Source organism: Sinorhizobium sp. BG8 (assembly GCF_016864555.1).
Lineage (GTDB): Bacteria > Pseudomonadota > Alphaproteobacteria > Rhizobiales > Rhizobiaceae > BG8.
In genome coordinates this window covers 560,991-581,939 of the sequence record NZ_CP044012.1, presented here as the reverse complement: position 1 = coordinate 581,939, position 20,949 = coordinate 560,991, and the positions used below count along the sequence as shown (strand labels likewise).

The 20,949-nt window shown below is 61.4% G+C and carries 18 protein-coding genes; 17 read left to right on the top strand and 1 reads right to left on the bottom strand.

Annotated features, from left to right (window positions below):
- Positions 1-29 precede the first annotated feature (29 nt).
- Both F3Y30_RS23660 and hutC (F3Y30_RS23655) read left to right on the top strand, forming a co-directional pair.
- Positions 30-1,376 (top strand): formimidoylglutamate deiminase, encoded by a 1,347-nt coding sequence (locus F3Y30_RS23660; RefSeq protein WP_203426733.1) that lies wholly within the window; start codon positions 30-32, stop codon positions 1,374-1,376.
- A 99-nt stretch (positions 1,377-1,475) separates the two neighbouring features.
- On the top strand, positions 1,476-2,204 hold the full coding sequence (gene hutC, locus F3Y30_RS23655; RefSeq protein WP_246753012.1) for a histidine utilization repressor: 729 nt from the start codon (positions 1,476-1,478) through the stop codon (positions 2,202-2,204).
- 15 nt (positions 2,205-2,219) lie between these two features.
- Here the strand turns inward: hutC (F3Y30_RS23655) and F3Y30_RS23650 are convergent, their stop codons facing one another.
- Positions 2,220-3,332: a histidinol-phosphate transaminase gene (locus F3Y30_RS23650; RefSeq protein ID WP_203426732.1), complete on the bottom strand. Its 1,113-nt coding sequence runs from the start codon at positions 3,330-3,332 to the stop codon at positions 2,220-2,222.
- A 126-nt stretch (positions 3,333-3,458) separates the two neighbouring features.
- Here F3Y30_RS23650 and F3Y30_RS23645 point away from each other — a divergent pair, with 126 nt between their 5' ends.
- The 15 genes from F3Y30_RS23645 (at position 3,459) to F3Y30_RS23575 (ending at position 20,949) form a co-directional block, all read left to right on the top strand.
- Positions 3,459-4,232: a glucose 1-dehydrogenase gene (locus tag F3Y30_RS23645; protein ID WP_203426731.1), complete on the top strand. Its 774-nt coding sequence runs from the start codon at positions 3,459-3,461 to the stop codon at positions 4,230-4,232.
- Positions 4,233-4,487: 255 nt separating this feature from the next.
- Complete coding sequence (locus tag F3Y30_RS23640; RefSeq protein WP_203426730.1) at positions 4,488-5,627, top strand: ABC transporter ATP-binding protein; 1,140 nt, start codon at positions 4,488-4,490, stop codon at positions 5,625-5,627.
- A 32-nt stretch (positions 5,628-5,659) separates the two neighbouring features.
- A complete protein-coding gene (locus F3Y30_RS23635) occupies positions 5,660-6,775 on the top strand; it encodes a PotD/PotF family extracellular solute-binding protein (RefSeq protein WP_203426729.1) in 1,116 nt (371 codons plus the stop codon).
- A 63-nt stretch (positions 6,776-6,838) separates the two neighbouring features.
- On the top strand, positions 6,839-7,783 hold the full coding sequence (locus tag F3Y30_RS23630; RefSeq protein WP_203426728.1) for an ABC transporter permease: 945 nt from the start codon (positions 6,839-6,841) through the stop codon (positions 7,781-7,783).
- Positions 7,780-8,580, top strand: coding sequence for an ABC transporter permease (locus F3Y30_RS23625; protein ID WP_203426727.1), 801 nt, complete (start codon positions 7,780-7,782; stop codon positions 8,578-8,580). The genes F3Y30_RS23630 and F3Y30_RS23625 overlap by 4 nt, the downstream gene beginning before the upstream one ends.
- 39 nt (positions 8,581-8,619) lie before the next feature.
- Positions 8,620-9,948: a histidinol dehydrogenase gene (hisD, locus tag F3Y30_RS23620; protein ID WP_203426726.1), complete on the top strand. Its 1,329-nt coding sequence runs from the start codon at positions 8,620-8,622 to the stop codon at positions 9,946-9,948.
- 3 nt (positions 9,949-9,951) lie between these two features.
- Positions 9,952-10,965, top strand: coding sequence for an alcohol dehydrogenase catalytic domain-containing protein (locus tag F3Y30_RS23615; protein WP_203426725.1), 1,014 nt, complete (start codon positions 9,952-9,954; stop codon positions 10,963-10,965).
- Positions 10,966-11,107: 142 nt separating this feature from the next.
- A complete protein-coding gene (gene hutC, locus F3Y30_RS23610) occupies positions 11,108-11,839 on the top strand; it encodes a histidine utilization repressor (protein ID WP_203426724.1) in 732 nt (243 codons plus the stop codon).
- Positions 11,840-11,893: 54 nt separating this feature from the next.
- Entirely contained in the window at positions 11,894-13,186 is a 1,293-nt protein-coding gene (locus tag F3Y30_RS23605) for a hypothetical protein (RefSeq protein WP_203427590.1), read from the top strand.
- A 4-nt stretch (positions 13,187-13,190) separates the two neighbouring features.
- Positions 13,191-14,336 (top strand): alpha-hydroxy acid oxidase, encoded by a 1,146-nt coding sequence (locus F3Y30_RS23600; RefSeq protein ID WP_203427589.1) that lies wholly within the window; start codon positions 13,191-13,193, stop codon positions 14,334-14,336.
- A gap of 419 nt (positions 14,337-14,755) precedes the next feature.
- Positions 14,756-16,591 (top strand): adenylate cyclase, encoded by a 1,836-nt coding sequence (locus F3Y30_RS23595; protein WP_203427588.1) that lies wholly within the window; start codon positions 14,756-14,758, stop codon positions 16,589-16,591.
- Positions 16,592-16,828: 237 nt separating this feature from the next.
- Positions 16,829-17,596 (top strand): DUF2092 domain-containing protein, encoded by a 768-nt coding sequence (locus F3Y30_RS23590; RefSeq protein WP_246753084.1) that lies wholly within the window; start codon positions 16,829-16,831, stop codon positions 17,594-17,596.
- A complete protein-coding gene (locus F3Y30_RS23585) occupies positions 17,593-17,805 on the top strand; it encodes a hypothetical protein (protein ID WP_203427586.1) in 213 nt (70 codons plus the stop codon). Before F3Y30_RS23590 ends, F3Y30_RS23585 begins: the two co-directional genes overlap by 4 nt.
- Positions 17,806-18,004: 199 nt before the next feature.
- Positions 18,005-19,003, top strand: a complete 999-nt coding sequence (locus tag F3Y30_RS23580; protein ID WP_246753076.1) for an HAD family hydrolase — start codon at positions 18,005-18,007, stop codon at positions 19,001-19,003.
- 554 nt (positions 19,004-19,557) lie between these two features.
- Positions 19,558-20,949 carry an ethanolamine ammonia-lyase subunit EutB gene (locus F3Y30_RS23575; protein WP_203427584.1) on the top strand — a complete coding sequence of 464 codons (1,392 nt, stop codon included), beginning with the start codon at positions 19,558-19,560 and terminating at the stop codon, positions 20,947-20,949.

Below are 20,949 nucleotides of genomic sequence, written 5' to 3'. Positions count from 1 at the left end.
TCCGCTACACAGAGACGAAAGGGAAGGTCATGACGGTCATTCATGCGGGTAGGGCGTTGTTGCCGGAAGGATGGCGGAACGACGTGCGCCTCACGCTGTCGGGCGGCGTTATCGAGGAGATCGATGTGGGTGCCGCGCCGCTTCCCGGTGACGAGCAGCGTGCGGTTGTCGTGCCGGGCATGCCGAACCTCCACAGTCATGCCTTCCAGCGGGCAATGGCTGGTCTCGCGGAAGTGCGCGGGCCGGCCGACGACAGCTTCTGGAGCTGGCGAACCGTCATGTACAAGTTCGCGCTTTCAATGACCCCGGAGCATGTCGAGGCGGTCGCGGCGCAGCTCTACATGGAAATGCTCGAAGCCGGCTTTTCGCGCGTTGGAGAATTCCACTACCTCCATCATGACAAGGACGGTTCTCCCTATGCCAACATAGCGGAGATGGCGGAGCGCGTCGGCGCGGCCAGTGCCGCGACCGGCATCGGGCTGACGCTGCTTCCGGTCTTCTATGCCCATTCCGGTTTCGGTGGCGCCGCGCCGATCGAGGGACAGCGCCGCTTCATAAACTCAGTGGAGAGCTACGGCCGACTCATGGAAGGGTGCGCGCGGATCGTGGGCGACCTGCCGGGCGGCATGCTCGGCGTGGCACCCCACAGCCTTCGAGCCGCGACGGGAGAAGAACTCGCGGTAGTCGCTCCCCTCGCGAACGGTGGCCCCATCCATATCCACATCGCCGAGCAGGTGAAGGAGGTCGAGGACTGTGTTGCCTGGTCGGGTGCCCGCCCAGTCGAATGGCTTCTGGACAACGCGCCCGTCGATGCGCGCTGGTGCCTGATCCATGCGACGCACATGACCGAAAGCGAAACGAGGCGGATGGCCGCAAGCGGCGCCGTCGCCGGCCTCTGCCCCATTACCGAGGCGAATCTCGGCGATGGCATCTTCCCGGCGCCACTCTTCCTCGAAGAGGGCGGACGCTTTGGCGTCGGTTCTGATTCCAACATCCTCATCTCCGTTCCCGAAGAACTGAGGACACTCGAATATTCGCAGCGCCTGACGCTGAGAGCGCGCAACGTGATTGCCGCACCCGGATCGTCGACGGGCCGCATGCTGTTCGAGCGTGCGCTGGCGGGCGGTGCAGCCGCCCTGCAGGGCGATGCCGGACTGCGCGTCGGCGCTGCCGCGGACATCGTAGCGCTGGATGTGTCGAACGTGCCCTACCTGAACGAGGACAGGCTTCTCGATCACTGGATCTTCGCCGGCGGGGTTACCGTCGACAGCGTGTGGGTGCGCGGCAGGAAATGCGTCGAGGGAGGCCGTCATTCGAAGCGGGATGAGATTTCCGCGCGGTTCCGGTCCGCAATGACGGATCTTCTGAAAGCTTAGGACGCGTTGCAACCGAGGCGCGTCGGCGCAAACATTTCGTTTCGAATATTGCCTGGGCTGCGTTACATCGGGACGGGTAATCTGACGAAGAGCGAGCAAGTGGCTGAAAAGAACGGCAAGGAAGCGACCCTGCACCAGCGCATTCTGGGCGAGATCGAAGGTCGCATCATGTCCGGCGAATGGCCACCCGGGCACAGGCTGCCGTTCGAGGTGGATCTTGCCACCCACTACGACTGCTCGCGCATGACCGTCAACAAGGTGATGACGCAGCTCGCCAAGTCCGGTCTGATCGAGCGTCGGAAGAAATCCGGATCCTTCGTCACTCAACCCCAGGCGCAGTCAGCCGTTCTCGAGATCCACGACATCGAGGCGGAGGTGAGGTCCCTCAACCTGCCCTATTCCTTCGAGGTCACCCGACGCGTTCGCCGCAAGGCAACGGCCGCGGACATAAGGCAGTTGGAAGTTTCGGCCGGCACGATGGTCCTGCACACGGTGTGCACTCATTTTGCCGGCCAACGGCCATTCTGCGTCGAGGAGCGGCTGATCAACGTTGCCAACGTTCCTGAAGCGATCGAGGCTGATTTTCAGAACCTTTCCCCAGGACAATGGCTCCTCAGCCAGGTTCCCTGGAGTGCCGCGGAACACCGGATACAGGCGGTCGCGGCCGGTCACGACATGGCGCAGATGCTCGGCATTGCGAGCGGAACGGCGTGCCTCGTCGTAGAGCGGCGGACCTGGAGCAGCCTAGGGCCGATCACCCATGTGCGCTTCACCTATCCCGGCGACAGGCATGCGCTCGTCGCGCGATTCACGCCTGCCTCCCAGTAGGCCGTCACATGTCCTTTATCGGCTGGACTTGATGTCGCGCAGCGCTTGCAGGAAGTGATTGTTCTCTTCCGCGCTGCCGATGCTGACGCGGACGAACGTGTCGAAACCCGCCTGCTTCCAAGGCTTGACGATAACGCCGCGCTTCAGGAACTCCTCGCTCAGGCGGGACGCGTTCTCCGTTGCATCAAAGAACAGGAAATTTCCTTTGGAAGGAGCCATGCGGTAGCCGAGCTCGGTGAGTGCGGCAGCGACGCGGATTCTTTCGCGAAGCGCGAAATCGATGGACTGGCGCAGATGGTCCGTATCGGCAAGTGCGGCCAGTGCGGAGAGTTGGGCGATCACGTTGGTGTTGAAGGGCGTGCGTGTCCGGTTGAAGAAGCCGCAAAGGCTCTGGTCGCTGACGATGCCATAGCCGATGCGCAGTCCGGCAAGCCCGTAGGCCTTCGAGAACGTCCTCAGCACCACCCAGTTCTTTCCCGTGTCGCGCAGCATCTCGACGGCCGAGGGGTAGTCCTCACCCTTCGCATATTCGGCATAGGCCTCGTCGACGACGAGGAGCGTCTCGTCATCGAGAGCCTCGATCACCTTCGCGAATTCGTGCGGCGCAAGCCAGCTGCCGACCGGGTTCATCGGATTGGAGAACATGACCATGCGCGGCTCGGCGCGGACGCAGGAAACGAGCGTGTCGAGATCGATGGTGAGATCGGGCTTCACTTCGACACGTTCGACTTTGCCGCCCATGAGGGTCGTATAGTCTTCGTGGAGCGGGAAGGAGGGGTAGAGGGTCGTCACCGTGTCGCCGGGGCGCACGACGGAGCGGCACAGAACGGCAATCAAATCTTCCGAGCCATTGCCGAGAATGATCTGCCCGTCGCCGACGCCGAAATCGCGGGCAAGCGCGGCGCAGAGTTCGCGGCCCTCAGGGTCCGGATAGAGCCGCGCGAGGTCATGAATTCCATCGAGAAGACCGCGAATGGCCCCGCTTGGTCCGAGCGGATTCTCGTTTGATCCGAGCTTCGCTATGACGTCCACCTTGTAGCGCTGGCGAACTTCGTCAAGCGTCAGGCCGGCGTTGTAAGGCGCGATCAACCGCACTTCGTCGCGGATTGCTCGGGTGGGATCTGCCATTTGCGTTCTCCGTAGGAACCTGTTTTGACAATATTCATAGGCCACGAATCCTGACCTGTATATATGTATAGACATGTTTTTGAAAAAATGCTGTGATCCCTTAAAGACAGCTTGAAAGGAGCCGCCATGACCCGCCAGCCATTGTTCGATCTCACCGGACGCCGTGCATTGGTCACCGGTGCCAGCCGGGGCATAGGCCGGTCCATCGCGCTTGCCTTGGCAAAGGCAGGAGCGGATGTCGCGGTGACCTCGCGTCAGATAACAAGCCTCGAGGAGACGAAGTCCGCCATCGAGGGGGCAGGGCGCCGATGTGTCACAAAGGCCCAGGACGTCCGCGACGTGGCATCCTGCACCGGGGTCGTGGAGGAGGTGGCTGCGGAACTCGGCGGTCTCGATATTCTCGTCAATAATGCGGGCTTCGAAAGCGTCAAGCCGTCGGTCGATGTGGATGAGGCTCTCTGGGATGCGATCGTTTCGACCAACCTCAAGGGTGCGTTCTTCTGTTCTCAGGCGGCCGGTCGTATCATGGCTGCCGGTGGCTCAGGAGGGGCGATCGTCAACCTGTGCTCCCTGACGTCGTTCGTCGGTATCCCGACGGCAGTCCCCTACGGGGCGTCGAAATCAGGGCTGCTGGGCGTGACGAGGGCGCTTGCAACCGAGTGGGCGTCGCACGGCATCCGGGTCAATGCGATTGCGCCCGGCTATTTCCGCACTGCAATGACTGAGGTGTTCTACGAGGACGCCGACTGGCAGGTTCGCATGCTCTCGAAGATCCCGCAGGGCCGGTTCGGTGACGAAGGGGATATCGGCGGTGTTGCCGTGTTTCTCTGCAGCGACGCCGCATCCTACGTTACCGGACACTGCATACCTGTCGATGGCGGGTATCTGGCCTCTATCTGACGGCCATCACTTCTTGCCTTTTTTGGCGGCTGGGTCGAATACTCCTTCGGCTTCAGCTGGTGTGTTTTTTCGCATATGCACAATTAATGAGCAAGCGCAAAAATCATGCAAAGTCGGTTGACGGCACTTGTACGCATATGTATAGACAACATCACGTGCAACGTTAGATCGCCGACCTGGTCGGCTGGATTGGAAAGTCCGGTCATCGCGTCGGAAGAGTGCCGACGAAGCGCTTGAGTAAGACAGGGGAAGAGAATGGGATTTGTTTCCACCGATGCTCGCCTGAACGGCGAACTCAACCCCATAGCGGTGTCCGTCAAGGATGTCGGTATGGTCTTCGGTGATTTCCATGCGGTGAAGAGTGCCTCCTTCGATCTGCCGAAAGGAAAGTTTCTCACCATTCTCGGTCCGTCCGGCTCCGGCAAGACCACTCTCTTGCGCATGATTGCGGGCTTTGATGCTCCGACGAGCGGCGAGATCTTCATCAATGGCCAGCCGGTCAGCGCTGTGCCGCCGCACAAGCGCCAGATCGGCATGGTCTTCCAGAAGCTTGCGCTCTTCCCGCATATGACGGCTGCCGAAAATGTGGCCTTTCCCCTCAAGATGCGCCGCCACGATGCGCGCACGATTTCCGACAAGGTGGAGCGCTACCTCGAGCTCGTGCGTCTTGGCGGTTACGGTTCGCGTCGGATCCATGAGCTCTCGGGTGGACAACAGCAGCGCGTCGCGATTGCCCGTGCGCTCGTCTTCGAACCCGACCTGCTCCTCCTCGACGAGCCTCTTGCGGCACTCGACCGCAAGCTTCGCGAGGAAATGCAGCTGGAATTCCGCCGCATCCAGAAGGAACTGGGCGTCACCACCATCAACGTCACCCACGACCAGCGGGAAGCGCTCGTCGTTTCGGACGAGATCATCGTCATGAACGGTGGCGAAATCCAGCAGAAGGCGCAGCCGGTGCGGGCCTACAGGGCGCCGGCAAACGCCTTCGTGGCCAATTTCATCGGCGTCACAAATTTCATTGACGGCGTCGTTGCCGAGGCGGCCGGACAAAACATCACTTTCAATGCGAACGGAAACAGTCTGGCGGGTGTCGTTGCGGGCCTCGACGAGACACTTGCGGCGGGAGCTGCCTGTTCGGGCGCAATACGGGCTGAGCAGATCCGCATTGCCCCGTCCCGGGAGCGGCTTCAGTCACTCGAGACGACTGTGGACGGCAAGGTGCTCGACGCCATCTTCGAAGGTGAGCGAATCGTCTACGAGGTGGTCGTCCCCGCACTCGACGGTGCTCTGCTGCGGGTCTTCGATCATGATCCCGTAACCCACTTGCAGTTCGAACCGGGCGACGAAGTCAGCCTGGGATGGGATGCCAAGGATTTGCATGTCTTTAAAAAGTGACCAGTGAAGGTCCAGCCAGAGGAGAATGTAGAATGTCATACGATAAGTTATTGTCCGCACAGATCCGCCGCCGCACCCTTCTGGGGTCGATGGCTGCAGCAGGCGCATCCGCGGGCCTGTCGACGCTCGGCGTCAGCAAGGCATTCGCGCAGGAGCCGGAAAAGCCTTCCGAAATTATCGTCCGCGCCTGGGGCGGCAGCTGGGTCGATAGCCTGAAGGCGGGCGTCTCCGACAGCTTCACCAAGATGACGGGCATTGCGGTTCGCCACGACCTTACCGAAGACAACGAAATTCAGCCGAAGGTATGGGCTGCTGTCGCGCAGAAGCGCACGCCGCCGATCCACGTCAACTGGGATACGACGACCAATGCCACGAAGTCGGCGCTGCGCGGCGTTACGGAAGATCTCTCCGACCTGCCGAACCTGAAGAACACGACCGACCTTGCCAAGCCGATCGGCCTGGATGGCTACCCGATCGTCAACACATACGGCTATGTCTATGTGCTGGCCTATCGTCCGGAGGCCTTCCCGAATGGCGCTCCGAAGTCCTGGAAGGATCTGCTCGACCCGAAGCTGAAGGGCCGTATCGCTCTCTACAACGATGGGATCGGCTTCCATTTCCCTGCGCAGGTCGCCGGCGGCGGCAAGCTCGAGGATATCCCCGGCAACATGCAGCCGGCCTGGGATTTCATTTCCAAGATCAAGGAGCAGCAGCCGCTTCTCGGTGAAGATCCGGACTTCACGACCTGGTTCCAGAAGGGCGAAATCGACGCGGCCTGCACGATTTCCACCAACGCCCGCGAAGCCAAGAAGAACGGCATCGATCTCAAGTGGGTGGTTCCGGAGGAAGGCGCCAAGTTCGATACGGACGGGCTCTGGATTCCCAAGGGACTGCCGGAAAACGAGCTCTACTGGGCCAAGCAGTACATCAACCATGCCCTGACCAAGGAAGCCCAGCAGATCTGGCTCGATGGCCTGGGCCTGCCGGGCGTCGTTCCGGGACTGACGCCGCCGGCCGATCTCGTCAACGACCCGTCCTATCCGACCAAGGAAGAGGACTTCCAGCACCTCATCCGCATCTCGGCGAAGGTACAGGTCGAGAACGAGAGCCAGTGGTTCGCCAAGTTCAAGGAAATCATGCAGGGCTGAGGTTCTGCTTCCCGCCGCGCCCCTCTCGCGGCGGGATCCCTCCTGTAATCTAGGATTGGTATCATGCGCCCATCCCGTGCAGCATATCCCTTGACGTGGCGCGTCATGGATGCGCTGGAGCGCCTCGCAGCGCTCGTCTGGCCGTCGAACTTTCAGGCGGCATTGCCCTACGTCATGCTGCTTCCTGCCATATTGCTCGTCGGCATTCTCGTGCTGGGTCTTGTCCAGATCGGCGATGCGAGCCTGCGTGTCCTCGACACCAGCACCTTCTTGATGTCGGAAACCTACACGCTGGCCAACTACAAGCGGGTGCTGACCGAATCCTTCTTCGCCACGGTCGCAGGGCGCAGTCTCATGGGCGCCGTCATCGTGACTGTGGTGACGCTGATCTTCGCCTTTCCCTATGCCTACCTGATGGTTCGCACGCAGTCTTCGGCCCTGAGGAAGTTCCTCCTGGTGGCGCTCTTCCTGCCGTTCTTCATCGGACAGGTGGTTCGTGCCTATGGCTGGCTGATCATTCTCGGCAACCAGGGCATGGTGAACGAGGCGCTCGGGCTGGTCGGTGTTCCGCCCATGCGGCTGCTCTACAACTATCCTGCAGTTCTCTTCGGTCTGGTGCAGTACATGCTGCCTTTCGCGGTGCTGATGCTCGCGCCGGCGCTGACCGCCATCCCGGCGGAGCTTGAATCGGCGGCGAGTTCGCTCGGTGCCGGCTGGGTGCGCACCTTCCGCCATGTCGTGCTGCCGCTTGCCCGTCCGGGCCTGGTGGGCGCCGGACTGGTGGTTGTCACCCTGTCGCTGACGGACTTCGCCATTCCCGCCATCCTCGGTGGCGGAACACAGGATTTCATCGCCAACGCCATCTATGACCAGTTCTTCCGCACCTCCGACCAGGGGCTCGGGGCAACGCTCTCGCTGATGCTGGTTGCCGTGGGCTCGATCGTGGTGGGTCTCGTGTTCATGATGTTCGGCGCGGGCACGCTTGCCATGGGAAGGGATCGCAAATGACCGGAAGCAAGAGCAAGTCGGCCGTCATCTGGTTCTTTGTCGTAACTACGCTCGTGATGCTGTCCGCTCCGACGATCGTCGTGCTCGGCGCATCGTTCACCGCCGGAAACATCATCACCTTCCCGCCGGAAGGCTTCTCACTCAAGTGGTACGCGGTTATCACGCAGGCAGGAGACCTTCGGCAGGCTTTCTTCCGGTCGCTCTTCGTATCGGCGATCTGTACCCTGGTATCGATCCCTGTCGGCACGCTCGCAGGCATTGCGCTTGCCAAGTACACCGTCCGACTGGAACGCACCATCCAGGTCTACCTGCTTCTTCCATTCACCATTCCCCTGATCGGCTCGGGGATCGGAATGATGCTGGTGTTCGGCAACATGGGTGTGCTCGGTCAGCTCTGGCCGGTCGGCATCGCCTGCTGCGTCATCAACCTTCCGTTCATGATCTGGGCGATCACCGCCGCAGCCAGCAATCTGAGCCCCGACCTCGAGCTCGCGGCCGCCAATTGCGGAGCACCGCCGCTCCAGAGGTTTCTATACATAACGCTTCCGGCGGTGCTGCCGGGGATCATCACCGGCTCGCTGCTCATGTTCATCCTGGCGCTCAACGAGTTCCTCGTCAGCCTGCTCCTGGTTGATGCCCGTAGCGTCACTCTGCCGGTCCAGATCTACAACTCCATTCGATCGATCATCACCCCGGACCTCGCCGCAATCTCGGTGGTGTTCATTGCCTGTGCGGGCGTCGCGATCACGCTGCTCGACCGCCTCGTCGGCCTCGACATCTTCCTGAAATCGAAATGACCAGACGGCCCCGATGGGCCCAGCATCAAGGACAAGACGATGACCAACGTGTCTTTCTATGAGTATTCGAAACTGGACGCGGACCAGAAGGCGGCGCTGCTGCGACGCTCCGAGACGGACATCTCGAGCTTCATCGAGAAAGTCGCCCCCATCCTGGAAGCCGTCCGCACGGAGGGAGATGCTGCGCTCGCCCGCTTCGGCCGCGAGCTCGACAAGGCTGCTGTCACGGAAGCGAACCTGAAGGTAACGGATGCCGAGTTCGACGCGGCCTTCAAGATGGTCGACGCCGAGGTCATCGAGTCCATCACATTCGGTATCGAGAACATCCGTCATTTCCACGAAGAGCAGAAGCCGGAGGCCATGTGGCTGAAGGAGATCCGGCCGGGCGCCTTCGCGGGTGATCGCTTCACGCCGATCCAGTCCGTTGCGCTCTACGTTCCGCGCGGGAAGGGGTCGTTCCCGTCGGTGACCATGATGACGGCCGTACCAGCCGTCGTTGCCGGCGTACCGAACCTTGCGATCGTCACTCCGCCGGCCCCGGACGGTACGGTCGATGCGGCGACACTCGTGGCCGCGCGCCTCGCAGGCGTCGAGACTGTATACAAGGTCGGCGGCGCGCAGGCGGTAGCAGCCGTTGCCTACGGCACCGAAACCGTGAAACCTGCACTGAAGATTGTCGGTCCGGGCAGCCCCTGGGTCGTTGCGGCCAAGCGTTCGCTTGCCGGCGTCATCGATACGGGTCTTCCTGCCGGCCCCTCCGAGGTGATGATCCTCGCAGATGACAGCGTTCACGGCGGACTGGCTGCCCTCGACCTGCTGATCGAGGCGGAGCACGGACCGGATTCCTCTGCCTACCTCGTCACCCACAGCCGTCGCGTGGTCGACGAGGCGCTGGCGGCTCTTCCCGAGCATTGGGCCCGGATGACCGAACAGCGCGTCGCCTTCTCGAAGACCGTGCTGACCGGCAAGACCGGCGGGATCGTGCTGACCTCCTCGATCGAGGAGAGCTATGACTTCGTCAATGCCTATGCTCCGGAGCATCTGGAAATCTTGTCCGAGGCACCCTTCACGCATCTCGGCCGCATCACCGAGGCCTCTGAAATCCTGCTGGGCACCCACACGCCGGTCAGCATCGCCAACTTCTCGCTCGGCCCGAACGCGGTCCTGCCGACCAGCCGCTGGGCGCGCACCTTCGGACCGCTGTCCGTAACCGATTTCGTCAAGCGCAGTTCGATCGGATACGTGACCGAGCCGGCCTATCCGGAGTTTGCACGGCACTCTCACAAGCTTGCGATCTATGAAGGTTTCTCCTCGCACGCGAACGCGGTTTCCCCCATTCGCGACGCCTACCTGAAGAAGGGTGCCTGACCAATGAAAGCCGTCCGGCTCTATGATGCTGGAGATCTGCGGGTGGAGGAGATCGATGCCCCGTCGTCTCCGCCGGCAGGTTTCGTGAACCTGAGGATCAGGGCCGCAGGCATCTGCGGCTCGGATCTGCACAACTATCGTACCGGTCAATGGATCACGCGCAGCCCCTCGGTTGCGGGGCACGAGTTCTGCGGCACGGTTATGGCAGTGGGTGAGGACGTCGAGAACCTCAAGGTCGGTGACGTCGTGGCTGCAGATTCCCGGATGTGGTGCGGGAAATGCCCGGCCTGCAGAAGCGGACGCAGCAACATCTGCGAATCCCTTGGATTCGTGGGCGAGGTCTGCGACGGCGGGTTCGCCGAGGAAGTGCAGCTTCCTGAGCGATTGCTCTTCCCGCACGACGCGGCTTTGCCGGCAAAGGTTGCGGCAATGGCCGAGCCGCTTGCGGTAGCGCTCCATGCCGTACGCCGCCTCGCAGCTACACCCGGCGAGCCTGTGCTCGTCGTCGGATGTGGAACGATCGGCGGGCTCAGTGCGCTGCTGCTGTCGCGCCTCCATGACGGCCCGATCCTGCTCGCGGACCTCAATGCCGCGCGCGCGAAAATGGTGGCGGACCTGGTCGACGGCGTCTGCGTCGAACCGACGAAGGCTGCGATCGAGGCGGTGTTGCAGGAAAAGCGCTTGCGCTACGCACTCGACGCGACGGGCAATGTTCGCGCGATTTCGTCGGCACTCGATCTCTTGTCGGGTGGTGGTGCGCTGGCACTCGTCGGTATCAGCCATGGCAAGCTTGATCTGGATCCCAACATCCTGGTCGAGCGGGAGATCTCGCTGGTCGGCTGCCATGCCTTCAGCGATGAACTGCCCCATGCAGTTTCGATGCTGCCAGGACTCTCTTCGGCGCTGGCGCAGCTCTCCGAGACGCTGTCATCTCTCGACGATGTGCCGGACGCCTATGGCCGCCTGCTGAAGGGCGAGAGTTCCCGATTGAAGACGATCGTCGAGGTGTCGGATTGAACGAAGCCGGTTTTCCGGAGCAACGACCGGCACCGCGGCACCGCCCCGAGCGGATCTGTATGCGGTGCGGAACTTTCTGAATTGCGCATGATGCGCCCGAAAATCGGGTCGGATTTCGGGGCATGCGCTGGAGGCACGCAGCATGGACACACTCTCGGACTCCGCATCTCCTCTCTACGAGAAGGTCAAGGACTTCGTCCTCGGCAATATCGGCAGCGGCAAGTGGGCGCGCAATGCCCGTCTGCCCTCGGAGCACGAACTCGTTTCGACGCTGGGTGTCTCGCGCATGACCGTGCATCGCGCGCTGAGGGAGCTGACCTCGGAGGGGCACCTGCGCCGCATCCAGGGCGTCGGTACCTTCGTGGCTCCACCGAAACCGCAGTCCACGCTCATCGAAATCAGCAACATCATCAATGAGATCAGAGCGCGCGGCAGCAAGCATCGTGCGCAGGTGGTCGTTCTGGAGAGGATCGAGCACCCGGAACCAGAGCTCCTGCTCGCCTTCGAATTTCCGACATCGAAGCCGGTCGACCACTCGGTGGTGATACATTTCGAAAACGATCTCCCGGTTCAACTGGAGGAGCGATACGTCAATCCGGACCTCGTCTCCGACTATATCAGCCAGGATTTCACCTCTTCGGCGACGTACGACTATCTGCAGCATTCGACACCGTTGACGGAAGTCGAGCATCTCATCAGTGCGGTCCCGGCCGGAGATGAGAACGCGCGTCTCCTCCATATCCGACCGACCGACAGCTGCCTCGTCCTTCACCGCAAGACATGGACAGGTCCTGTGGTCGCCACCGTCAACACTCTGACATACGTTGGCAGCCGCTACTCGCTGGGCAGCCGATATCTCCACGCCAGCAAGTGACCCTGCTGTCGTGAAACTCTTCGAACACACCTGGAATGCCTGGAGCTTCTTGTCATGACGCAGCCCGAAAGCAGAACCGCAGAAATCAGAAGGCTCGCAAAGGCCAGGAACGGTGATGCGGAGAAACTGCTCGCTGAACTGTTGCGCGACCTCTTCAAGGTTGAGCCGGTACACCTGGCGATCAATCACGACCAGTACAGCCTGAATTCGCTGAATGGCTTCTTCGATACCGCCGATGGGCAGTTCTTCTTCAAGTTCCACCAGGAGGAGGGCGAGGAAGCGATGAGCGGCGAATACTACCGTGCCGACATCCTCGCACGTGCCGGCCTGCCCGTGGACCAGCCGGTCCTGATGTCCGTGCTGCCGGGCGAACAGATCCTCGTCTACAAGCGCCGGACGGATCCGCGGTTTTCCGATGTGCTGCGCGCACTCGACCTCGCTCCGAACCCCGTAAAGGCTTCGCTGGCGGCTTCCGCGGAGGCAAAGCTGTCCGAGGCGGTGCTTTCCGTCTATCTCGAAACGCTGCATCCGGTCACGGTGGAGCAGGTGTCTGCAGAGCCGATCCATCGTCTGTTCTACGAGCGACTGATCGAACCCGCGACGGGTTCCTATCCCGGCGGGCGACTGGGCCGCTTCTATGTCGGACAGGAATTCGCTTTCCCCGGCGTCACGCTCGGTTGGGAGCAGTTCTCGTCGGCCCGTTTCGTGGTAAACGGCGTCCGCTATGAAAAGAGCGTAGGCGAGCTTTTCGATGCAGCGTTCGAGCGGCTCAACCCCTTCCGCCTGGCAGATGCAGGCGGCGTCACGGCGCACGGGGACGCGCACAATGCCAATGTCTGGTACCAGGAAGTTGGACAGGAAGCGTCGCTGTCGTTCTTCGATCCCGCCTTTGCAGGCGAGCACATTCCGACGTTGCTCGCGGAAGTGAAGACGACCTTCCACAATATCTTTGCTCATCCCCTGTGGCTCTACGATCCCGCTGAGGCAGCGCAACTCTTCGTGGCGAGTGCGCACTACGCGGACGGCACGCTCGATATCACCACGTCCTGGGCGCCGAGCGACGTCAGGATGGATCTGCTGCACGTGAAGGCGGAGAAGATCTGGCGTCCGCTTCTCTTGAAACTGAAGCAGGCGGGCTTGCTGCCCGCCGACTGGCGGAACGTCGTCCGGCTCGGGCTATTCCTCTGCCCGACGCTGGTGATGAACCTTCGCGCCGGGGCGACCACCCACAATCCGGTCTCCTCGCTCATCGGCTTTTCGATGGCAGTGATGGCCGGAAGCGAGCCGGTCGATGGCGAAGACTTCGTCTCCCGCTTCCTCGACGCAATCGATCCGGAAAGGGTCTGATGCGATGACCCTGGTCAACGTCAACGACTATCGCGAGCGCGCGCGGCGGCGCCTGCCGAAGATCTTCTTCGATTACATCGACGGGGGGAGCTTCGAGGAGGAGACGATGCGCGCCAACCGGGCGGATTTCGGCGGGTTCAAGCTCCGGCAGAACGTACTGGTCGAGCCGAAGGAACGTGATCTGGCAACGAGCTTTCTGGGCGAGCGCCATCCTCTGCCGTTCATGCTGGGACCGGTCGGATTCCTAGGGCTCTATGCGGGCAGGGGAGAACAGCAGGCGGCACAGGCCGCCCACGCTGCCGGCATCCCATTCTGCCTCTCGACCTTTTCCATCGCTTCCCTCGCCGACGTCCGCCAGACGACGGACGGCCCCCTGCATTTCCAGCTCTACGTGCTCGAAGATCGATCGATGTGCGAGGAACTGCTGGACGCCGCGGAGGCCGCCGGGGTTGATACGATCTTCGTGACGGTGGACACGGCCATCACCGCAATTCGCGAGCGTGACGTCCGGAACGGATTTCGCTCCCTGACGCGCGTCACGCCGAAGCTGTTTTTAAGCCTTGCACGCAAGCCGAGATGGCTTCTCGACATCGCGCATCGCGGAACGCCTTCTGTGCGTGCCGTCGAGCACCGACCGGACTTCGGTCGTGGCGCGCTGGAACAGGCTGCAAACCTCTCCCGGCGCATCGACAAGACGCTGTCCTGGAAGGACATCGAATGGCTGCGCGGCAGGTGGCGGGGCAAGCTGGTGATCAAGGGTGTCCTCGCGCCCGAGGATGCGAAAAAGGCAAAAGCGGTCGGAGCGGACGCCGTCGTCATCTCGAACCATGGCGGCCGGCAGCTGGACGGCGCGCTCAGTACGATCCGCGCCCTTCCAGCGATCCGCGCCGCCGTCGGTCCGGATTTCTGCCTGATGATCGACAGCGGGATCCGTCGTGGGACGGATATCATCAAGGCGATCGGACTTGGTGCCGATGGCGTAATGCTCGGTCGCGCGTACACCTATGGCCTCGCGGCTGCGGGCCGCAGAGGGGTCGAAGAGGTGATCGCCATCCTGACCCAGGAAATCGGCATCGGTCTGGCGCTCATGGGGGTGTCGTCGATTGAAGAATTGAAGGCGCTTGGCAGCCAGGCCGTATACGAGGCCTAGGCCGGCCATTCCTCCGATGGAACGTTTTGGCCGGATGCGCTGTATCCGCTCAGGCCTTTTCAGTGCACGGCTCCGGAAGGATTGAAGTCATTTTACTTTGGTGTCTTCTTGTATTGATTTATTTAACTGATTTAAATTAATGAATTTAAATCGAAAAATTTATTTCAGATGCTCTCCCCGACCAATCGAATTCTGGAGCGGGTATGCCATCCCGTTTTGAGCAGGCTACTCGCAGTGGTTTAGTTATTCGGCTGTGCGTCGATCATGGATAGAGAGCTCGCCATCTCGTGCCAATGGTTGGAGCTTGCGAACGCCAGATGATCATGGACCGGACGGTGATCGTAGGGTAGCCTATAAAAGCAAGTTCTAACAAAAAACCGCTGAGAACGTGTGCCATGAGTGGCAGGTGAGGAGCACGCATGCGGACCTCAATGTCAGCGGAGCGTGATCTGGGCCGCCATTTGGCGGTATCGCCGCCCACCCCGGATGACATACGTGCCCAACTGGAGCGTATCGTCACCAGTCCGGAGTTTCCCGCAGTCGGCCGTGGATCAGCGTTCCTGAGTTATGTGATCGAGGAGACGCTCGCCGGCCGCGCACAGCGGATCAAGGGCTATTCCGTCGCCATCGAGGTGTTCAAACGGGACCAGGGATTTACCCAGGACGACCCCGTCGTACGGATCGAGGCCGGCCGGCTGCGGCGGGCCTTGGAGCGCTACTACCTTGTTGCCGGTCAGAACGATCCGGTTTGGATCGAGATCCCCAAGGGTGGCTATGTGCCGTCCTTCGCCTGGAACGACCCGGTGGCCACTGAACCCCATGAGGCCGCGCCCGCCTTGCCGGCGGCACCGGTAGAAACGGCCTTGCCCCCTTCGAGATGGAGGAGGTTATTGACTTCGCTGGGGTCGGCCGTGGTCGCCGCCGCAGCTGTCGTATTCGTCTACTGGGTCGCCGACCGGCCGGAAAGCGGCGCGTCGCTCAGGGGGAGCAATGCGCTCGCTCCCGAAGGGCCGACGCTTGTGGTTGCGCCCTTTGCCGATCTCGGCGAGGGGCCCGAGGCTAGGCTTTATGCCGCAGGACTGACCGAGGAACTGCTGACGGCGCTACCGCGCTTCAAGGAGCTCACGGTGTTCGGCCGTGAGACATCCAAGTCCCTGGTTCCGGAGGTCGACGTGGCCACTGTCCGGGGCGAGCTCGGCGCCCAGTATCTGCTCGCCGGCGGGCTTCGTGTCGCCGGGAGCCGGGTGCGGGTGACGGCGCGTCTCCTCGAAACGGAAACCGGCACAATTCTGTGGTCGCAGATTTATGACGACGACCTGCAAACCCGCGGCTTGTTCGCTATCCAGTCCGACGTGGCGGACAAGGTCGCAACGGCCGTTGCCCAGCCTTACGGTATCATTTCGCAGGCTGATGCCGCAAATCCTCCGCCTGATGACATCGACGCCTATGGCTGCACGCTGCGCTTCTATGCCTACCGCGCGGAATTGAGCATGAAGCCGCATGCGGAGGTCCGGGAGTGCCTGGAGAGCGCAATCGCGCGCTATCCATCCTACGCCACTGCCTGGGCGATGCTGTCGATCGTCTACCTCGACGAGGACCGCTTCAAGTTCAATGTGAGATCCAGTTCGCCCAAGCCTCTGGAGCGGGCGTTGCGCGCGGCCCGCCGGGCGGTGCAGCTCGATCCTGGCAATACGCGTGCCCTCCAGGCGCTGATGACGGCTTTGTTTTTCAATCAGCAGCTGGAGGAGTCCCTTCGAGCCGGCGAGCAGGCGCTTGCGACCAATCCGAATGATACGGAACTCATGGGAGAATTCGCAACGCGCCTCGCTCTGGGCGGCCAATGGAAACGCGGTGCGGAGATTTTGAACCTCGCGCTTGCCCGTAACCCCGGCGGCGCAGGCTACTACCATGGGATGCTTGCTCTGGCAGACTATATGCAAGGAGACTACGAGGCCGCGGCGACCGAGATCAAGCTCGCCGACCTGCAGAAGTTCCCGTTCTTTCATCTCGTGGCCGCCGTCATCTACGCCGAGCGCGGCATGACAGGGGAGGCGGCGCGCGAGGGGGCAGTGTTCGTCGAGATGCGCCCGCAGTTTCTTGCAAACATCACGGCCGAACTCGCCAGCCGCAACGTCCGGCCCGGGGACCAGATACGTCTCGTCGATGCGATGCGGAAAGCGGGCCTGCCCGTACCGGAGGGTGAGGTTGCCATTTCGGAGGTGCCGGCAATCGGATCCGACCTCCAGCCTCGTTAACCCAGTCCTGCGGTTCCAGGGCGGGGCCCAAGGTGCCGATACCAGATCCTACCGGATGTTACGAGCGTACCGGCCGGATAGGGCGTAGAGTTCTTCCCTCGTTACAATGTCGGGGCGCGATCGAGTGCGTGACGCATATATGTCCGCACCGGGTCAAGGCCGAAGACATGCACCCGTCCGGAAAGGCATCTACCTATGAGAGCGCTAGTTGGGAAGACCGCAAAACATGTCGTTTCCATGTTTTCATCCGCGGCGCTGATACTGGTTTTCGTGACAGGACCTCCATCCGGCGCGTTGGCCGACGAGGCGGAGGCCAAGCAGCTCCTAAAGGCAATGTCTGACTACCTCGCAACGGAAAAAGCTATTTCATTCGAGTTCGATACAACGCTTGAGGTCGTCACCAAGGATCGCCAGAAGCTGCTGCTGGCAAGTTCGGGCAAGGTCGAACTCGGACGTCCGGACAAGATCCGCATTGCGCGGACAGGCGGATTTGCCGATGTCGAACTCGTATTCGATGGGAAGACGGTAACGTTGCTCGGCAAGAATGCCAATCTCTACGCTCAGGCCGAAGTTCCCGGTACGATCGACCATCTCGTCGACGAAATGAGAAACAAGCTTCACCGACCTCTTCCGGGCGCGGATCTCATCCTGCCGGACGTCTATGGGGAGCTGATGCGGGACGTGGTCGACGTCAAGGACCTCGGCAGCGGAGTGATCGGCGGCGTCGAGTGCGATCATCTTGCGTTCCGCAACAAGGAGGTCGACTGGCAGATCTGGATCGCCCAGGGCGAACGCCCCTATCCGTGCAGGTATCTGATAACGTCCAAGCAAGTCGATGAAGCGCCGCAATACAGCATTCAGATCCGCGACTGGAAGACGGGTACCGAAGTCACGGCCACCGAATTCGCGTTCAAGAATGCGAGCAATGCCAAGAAGGTTGATCTGAAGGAGTTGGGCGACATCGACGAACTCCCGGACCACCTGCAGCCAGGAGCTAAGAAATGACCCGGGCACGAAAATTCAAGATTGCGCTGTTTGCCGGCATCGTCGCGCTGCTCTCTTTGGAAGCGGGAGAGAAACTCCAGATTCCTGGAGTCGATATTTTCGTGGGAACCGCTGAGGCGCGCGTGGGTCGTCCGCTAACCCCTGTGAGCGTCGCAGGGGTGGCACGACGCACCGCGCGGCGCTGCGCCGTCGGTGTCTATTACTGTTAGGATCCCAAGGGCGCACCGGACCCGAGAAATCGGGAAAACAATACCGGCACCAGGTCATAGACCGATCGACGGGCGGCTCGCAATAGGCCGCCCGCTTTTCTTGCCACACGTGGCTTTGTTTTCAGTTATACTGTCAAACATTGCATGGTGCGAAAGTAAAGGCTGGGAGAAGGCGATGTTCGAAATCTCGAGACGCATAATGCTGAAGTTGTCGGCCGTATCGTTGCTTGCCACATCTGCGGTAGCCCCAGTTGCGCTGGCGGATGACCCGGACCCTTTGCCGTCCTGGAACGAAACGGCCAGTAAGAAGGCGATTCTTGATTTCGTGGGAAGCGTAACGAAGGAGGGGTCTGCCGATTTCGTTCCCGAGGAGGAACGGATTGCCGTATTCGACAACGATGGGACGCTGTGGGCGGAGCAACCCATGTATTTCCAGCTCCTGTTCGCTATCGACCGTGTCAAGGCGCTGGTCCCGCTGCATCCCGAATGGCAGACCGAGGAGCCGTTCGCCTCGCTGCTCAAAGGGGACGTCAAGGGTGCGCTGTCGGGGGGTGAACCGGCCATCATGAAGCTCGTGATGGAGACGCATTCGGGCATGAGCGCCGACGATTTCGACAAGATCGTCCTCGATTGGCTGGCTACAGCCAAGCATCCGGTGACCAACCGACCTTTTACGGAGATGGTCTACACACCGATGCTGGAGCTGCTTGCCTATATGCGCGCTTCCGGCTTCAGAACCTATATCGTTTCAGGCGGGGGTATCGATTTCATGCGCCCGTGGGCAGACAAGGTCTATGGTGTCCCGCCGGAGCAGGTTGTCGGCAGCAGTGGCGAGACCAAGTTCATGGTGCGTGACGGAGTGCCGATACTCATGCGCCTGCCGGAAATAAATTTCATCGACGATGGACCCGGCAAGCCCGTGGGCATTCACCAGCACATCGGCCGCCGCCCCATTGCCGCCTTCGGAAACTCCGACGGAGATTTCGAGATGCTCGAATACGCAACCCGCGGAGAGGGACGCCGGTTCGGGCTGATCGTCCACCACACGGATGATGTGCGCGAATGGGCGTATGATCGCAATTCTTCGATCGGGCGCCTCGAAAAGGCACTCGACCTTGCCAACGAAAGTGGCTGGACCGTCGTTGACATGAAGAACGATTGGAAGACGATTTTTCCATTTGGCGGCAAGCAGGACTAGAACTAGCCCGGGCGGTTGAATGCCGTCCGGTCTGGCAGGTCCAAAGCGTCCGTCTATAGGCGAATCAACGACCGAAGAACGCAGTCGCCGCAACAACTCCGGTTGGCGAGCGGGAAACCTTGCGCGCAAGATCGAGCAATGTCTGATGCAAGGCCGCCTCGCCGTCGCCTCTATGACGTCGACGGGCGCGCCTGACAAGACAAGGCAGTCTCACCTCAAGCACGTTTCCAGGTGGCTCTTCCGACAATCTCCGTTGAGAGGGAATGGCCGCGCTCAAGCGGCGGTCTACAGTCTCACAGCTGCGTCGGTTCGGCGGGAATTGCTATATCTGCGGATTGCTCTCCTCCGATGACTGCGACATTGTGCTTGAAACAGGAGTTCAGCCGTACGATTACAAAGCACTGGTGCCGGTGATGCGAAGCGCGGGAGGCTGCATCGCCGATTGGGAGGAATAGGAACCGACGATTCACTCGGAGAGTGGGGTGCGGCCTCGGCCACACACTTGGCTTCACCCGAAGCCCCTGGCTCTCCTCAACCGATAGATTCTGCCTCCCATGCCCTACAGCACGACAATCGAACATACGGTCTTCCGCTTCGAGGACCTCAAGGACCTGCTCGCCAAAGCCACGCCCGAGAGATCGGGAGACCAGTTGGCCGGAATTGCTGCCGAGGGACCGGTCGAGCGGCTGGCTGCGCAGATGGCGCTGGCGGACCTCCCCCTCAAGACCTTTCTCTCCGAGGAGGTGATCCCCTCGGAGACGGACGAGGTGTCGCGGCTGATCGCCGAGCAGCACGATCTCTCCGCGTTCAGCCCCATCTCGTCATTGACGGTGGGAGAGTTCCGGGAGTGGCTGCTCAAGCCGGGAACGGGCCAGCGTGAACTCGAGGCGGTCACCTATGGCCTGACACCGGAAATGGTCGCTGCCGTCTCGAAGATCATGCGCCTGCAGGACCTTATTTCGGTCGCGGCCAAACGGGAGGTGGTTACCCGCTTCCGCAATACGATCGGCCTCAGTGGCAGGCTGTCCACCCGCAATCAGCCGAACCATCCGACCGACGACAGCCGGGGCATCGCAGCCTCCGCGATTGATGGATTGCTGATGGGATCGGGCGACGCCGTGATCGGTGTCAACCCGGCAACCGATAGCGTCGAGGACTATGTACGCATCGTGTCACTCCTAGACGAGTTGCGCGAACGGCTTGCGATCCCGACCCAGACCTGCTGCCTTGGTCACGTGACCACTGCGATCTCGGCGATCGGGGCGGGAGCGCCCGTCGATCTGGTATTCCAGTCCGTGGCGGGGTCGCAGAAAGCCAATGCGGGCTTCGGCATTGATCTCTCTGTCCTGCGGGAGGCCTACGACGCCGGCCGCTCGCTGAAGCGCGGCATGCCTGGCGCAAATGTGATGTATTTCGAGACCGGACAGGGCGCGGCACTGTCAGCAGACGCGCATTTTGGCGTCGACCAGCAGACGATGGAGGTGAGGGCCTACTCGGTCGCGCGCGAGTTCGACCCGCTGCTCGTCAATACCGTCGTCGGCTTCATCGGCCCCGAATACCTGTTCAACGGGAAACAGATCATCCGGGCGGGACTCGAGGACCATTTCTGCGGCAAGCTGCTCGGCCTGCCGATGGGGGTGGATGTCTGCTACACCAACCATGCGGATGCCGACCAGGAGGACATGGACACCCTGCTGACGCTTCTGTGTGCCGCGAATGTCAATTTCGTGATCACGGTTCCGGGCGCCGACGACATCATGCTGAACTATCAGTCACTCGCCCACCATGACGCCATCTACTGCCGCGAGACCTTGAACCGCCCGCCTGCGCCGGAATTCGAACGCTGGCTGAGGGAAGTCGGCCTGACCGACGCGGCCGGAGCGCTGGTGGGGGCGCCGGCGATGCTCACGGACTACCTTTCCCATTCAAACCTCGTCGGAGCATGA

What these genes read in the sequence shown, in the direction of transcription:
- F3Y30_RS23660 (WP_203426733.1), top strand. Translation starts at nt 30, where the DNA reads ATGACGGTCATTCATGCGGGTAGGGCGTTGTTGCCGGAAGGATGGCGG.
- F3Y30_RS23650 (WP_203426732.1), bottom strand. Translation starts at nt 3,332, where the DNA reads ATGGCAGATCCCACCCGAGCAATCCGCGACGAAGTGCGGTTGATCGCG.
- F3Y30_RS23645 (WP_203426731.1), top strand. Translation starts at nt 3,459, where the DNA reads ATGACCCGCCAGCCATTGTTCGATCTCACCGGACGCCGTGCATTGGTC.
- F3Y30_RS23640 (WP_203426730.1), top strand. Translation starts at nt 4,488, where the DNA reads ATGGGATTTGTTTCCACCGATGCTCGCCTGAACGGCGAACTCAACCCC.
- F3Y30_RS23635 (WP_203426729.1), top strand. Translation starts at nt 5,660, where the DNA reads ATGTCATACGATAAGTTATTGTCCGCACAGATCCGCCGCCGCACCCTT.
- F3Y30_RS23630 (WP_203426728.1), top strand. Translation starts at nt 6,839, where the DNA reads ATGCGCCCATCCCGTGCAGCATATCCCTTGACGTGGCGCGTCATGGAT.
- F3Y30_RS23625 (WP_203426727.1), top strand. Translation starts at nt 7,780, where the DNA reads ATGACCGGAAGCAAGAGCAAGTCGGCCGTCATCTGGTTCTTTGTCGTA.
- hisD (WP_203426726.1), top strand. Translation starts at nt 8,620, where the DNA reads ATGACCAACGTGTCTTTCTATGAGTATTCGAAACTGGACGCGGACCAG.
- F3Y30_RS23615 (WP_203426725.1), top strand. Translation starts at nt 9,952, where the DNA reads ATGAAAGCCGTCCGGCTCTATGATGCTGGAGATCTGCGGGTGGAGGAG.
- hutC (WP_203426724.1), top strand. Translation starts at nt 11,108, where the DNA reads ATGGACACACTCTCGGACTCCGCATCTCCTCTCTACGAGAAGGTCAAG.
- F3Y30_RS23605 (WP_203427590.1), top strand. Translation starts at nt 11,894, where the DNA reads ATGACGCAGCCCGAAAGCAGAACCGCAGAAATCAGAAGGCTCGCAAAG.
- F3Y30_RS23600 (WP_203427589.1), top strand. Translation starts at nt 13,191, where the DNA reads ATGACCCTGGTCAACGTCAACGACTATCGCGAGCGCGCGCGGCGGCGC.
- F3Y30_RS23595 (WP_203427588.1), top strand. Translation starts at nt 14,756, where the DNA reads ATGCGGACCTCAATGTCAGCGGAGCGTGATCTGGGCCGCCATTTGGCG.
- F3Y30_RS23590 (WP_246753084.1), top strand. Translation starts at nt 16,829, where the DNA reads ATGTTTTCATCCGCGGCGCTGATACTGGTTTTCGTGACAGGACCTCCA.
- F3Y30_RS23585 (WP_203427586.1), top strand. Translation starts at nt 17,593, where the DNA reads ATGACCCGGGCACGAAAATTCAAGATTGCGCTGTTTGCCGGCATCGTC.
- F3Y30_RS23580 (WP_246753076.1), top strand. Translation starts at nt 18,005, where the DNA reads ATGCTGAAGTTGTCGGCCGTATCGTTGCTTGCCACATCTGCGGTAGCC.
- F3Y30_RS23575 (WP_203427584.1), top strand. Translation starts at nt 19,558, where the DNA reads ATGCCCTACAGCACGACAATCGAACATACGGTCTTCCGCTTCGAGGAC.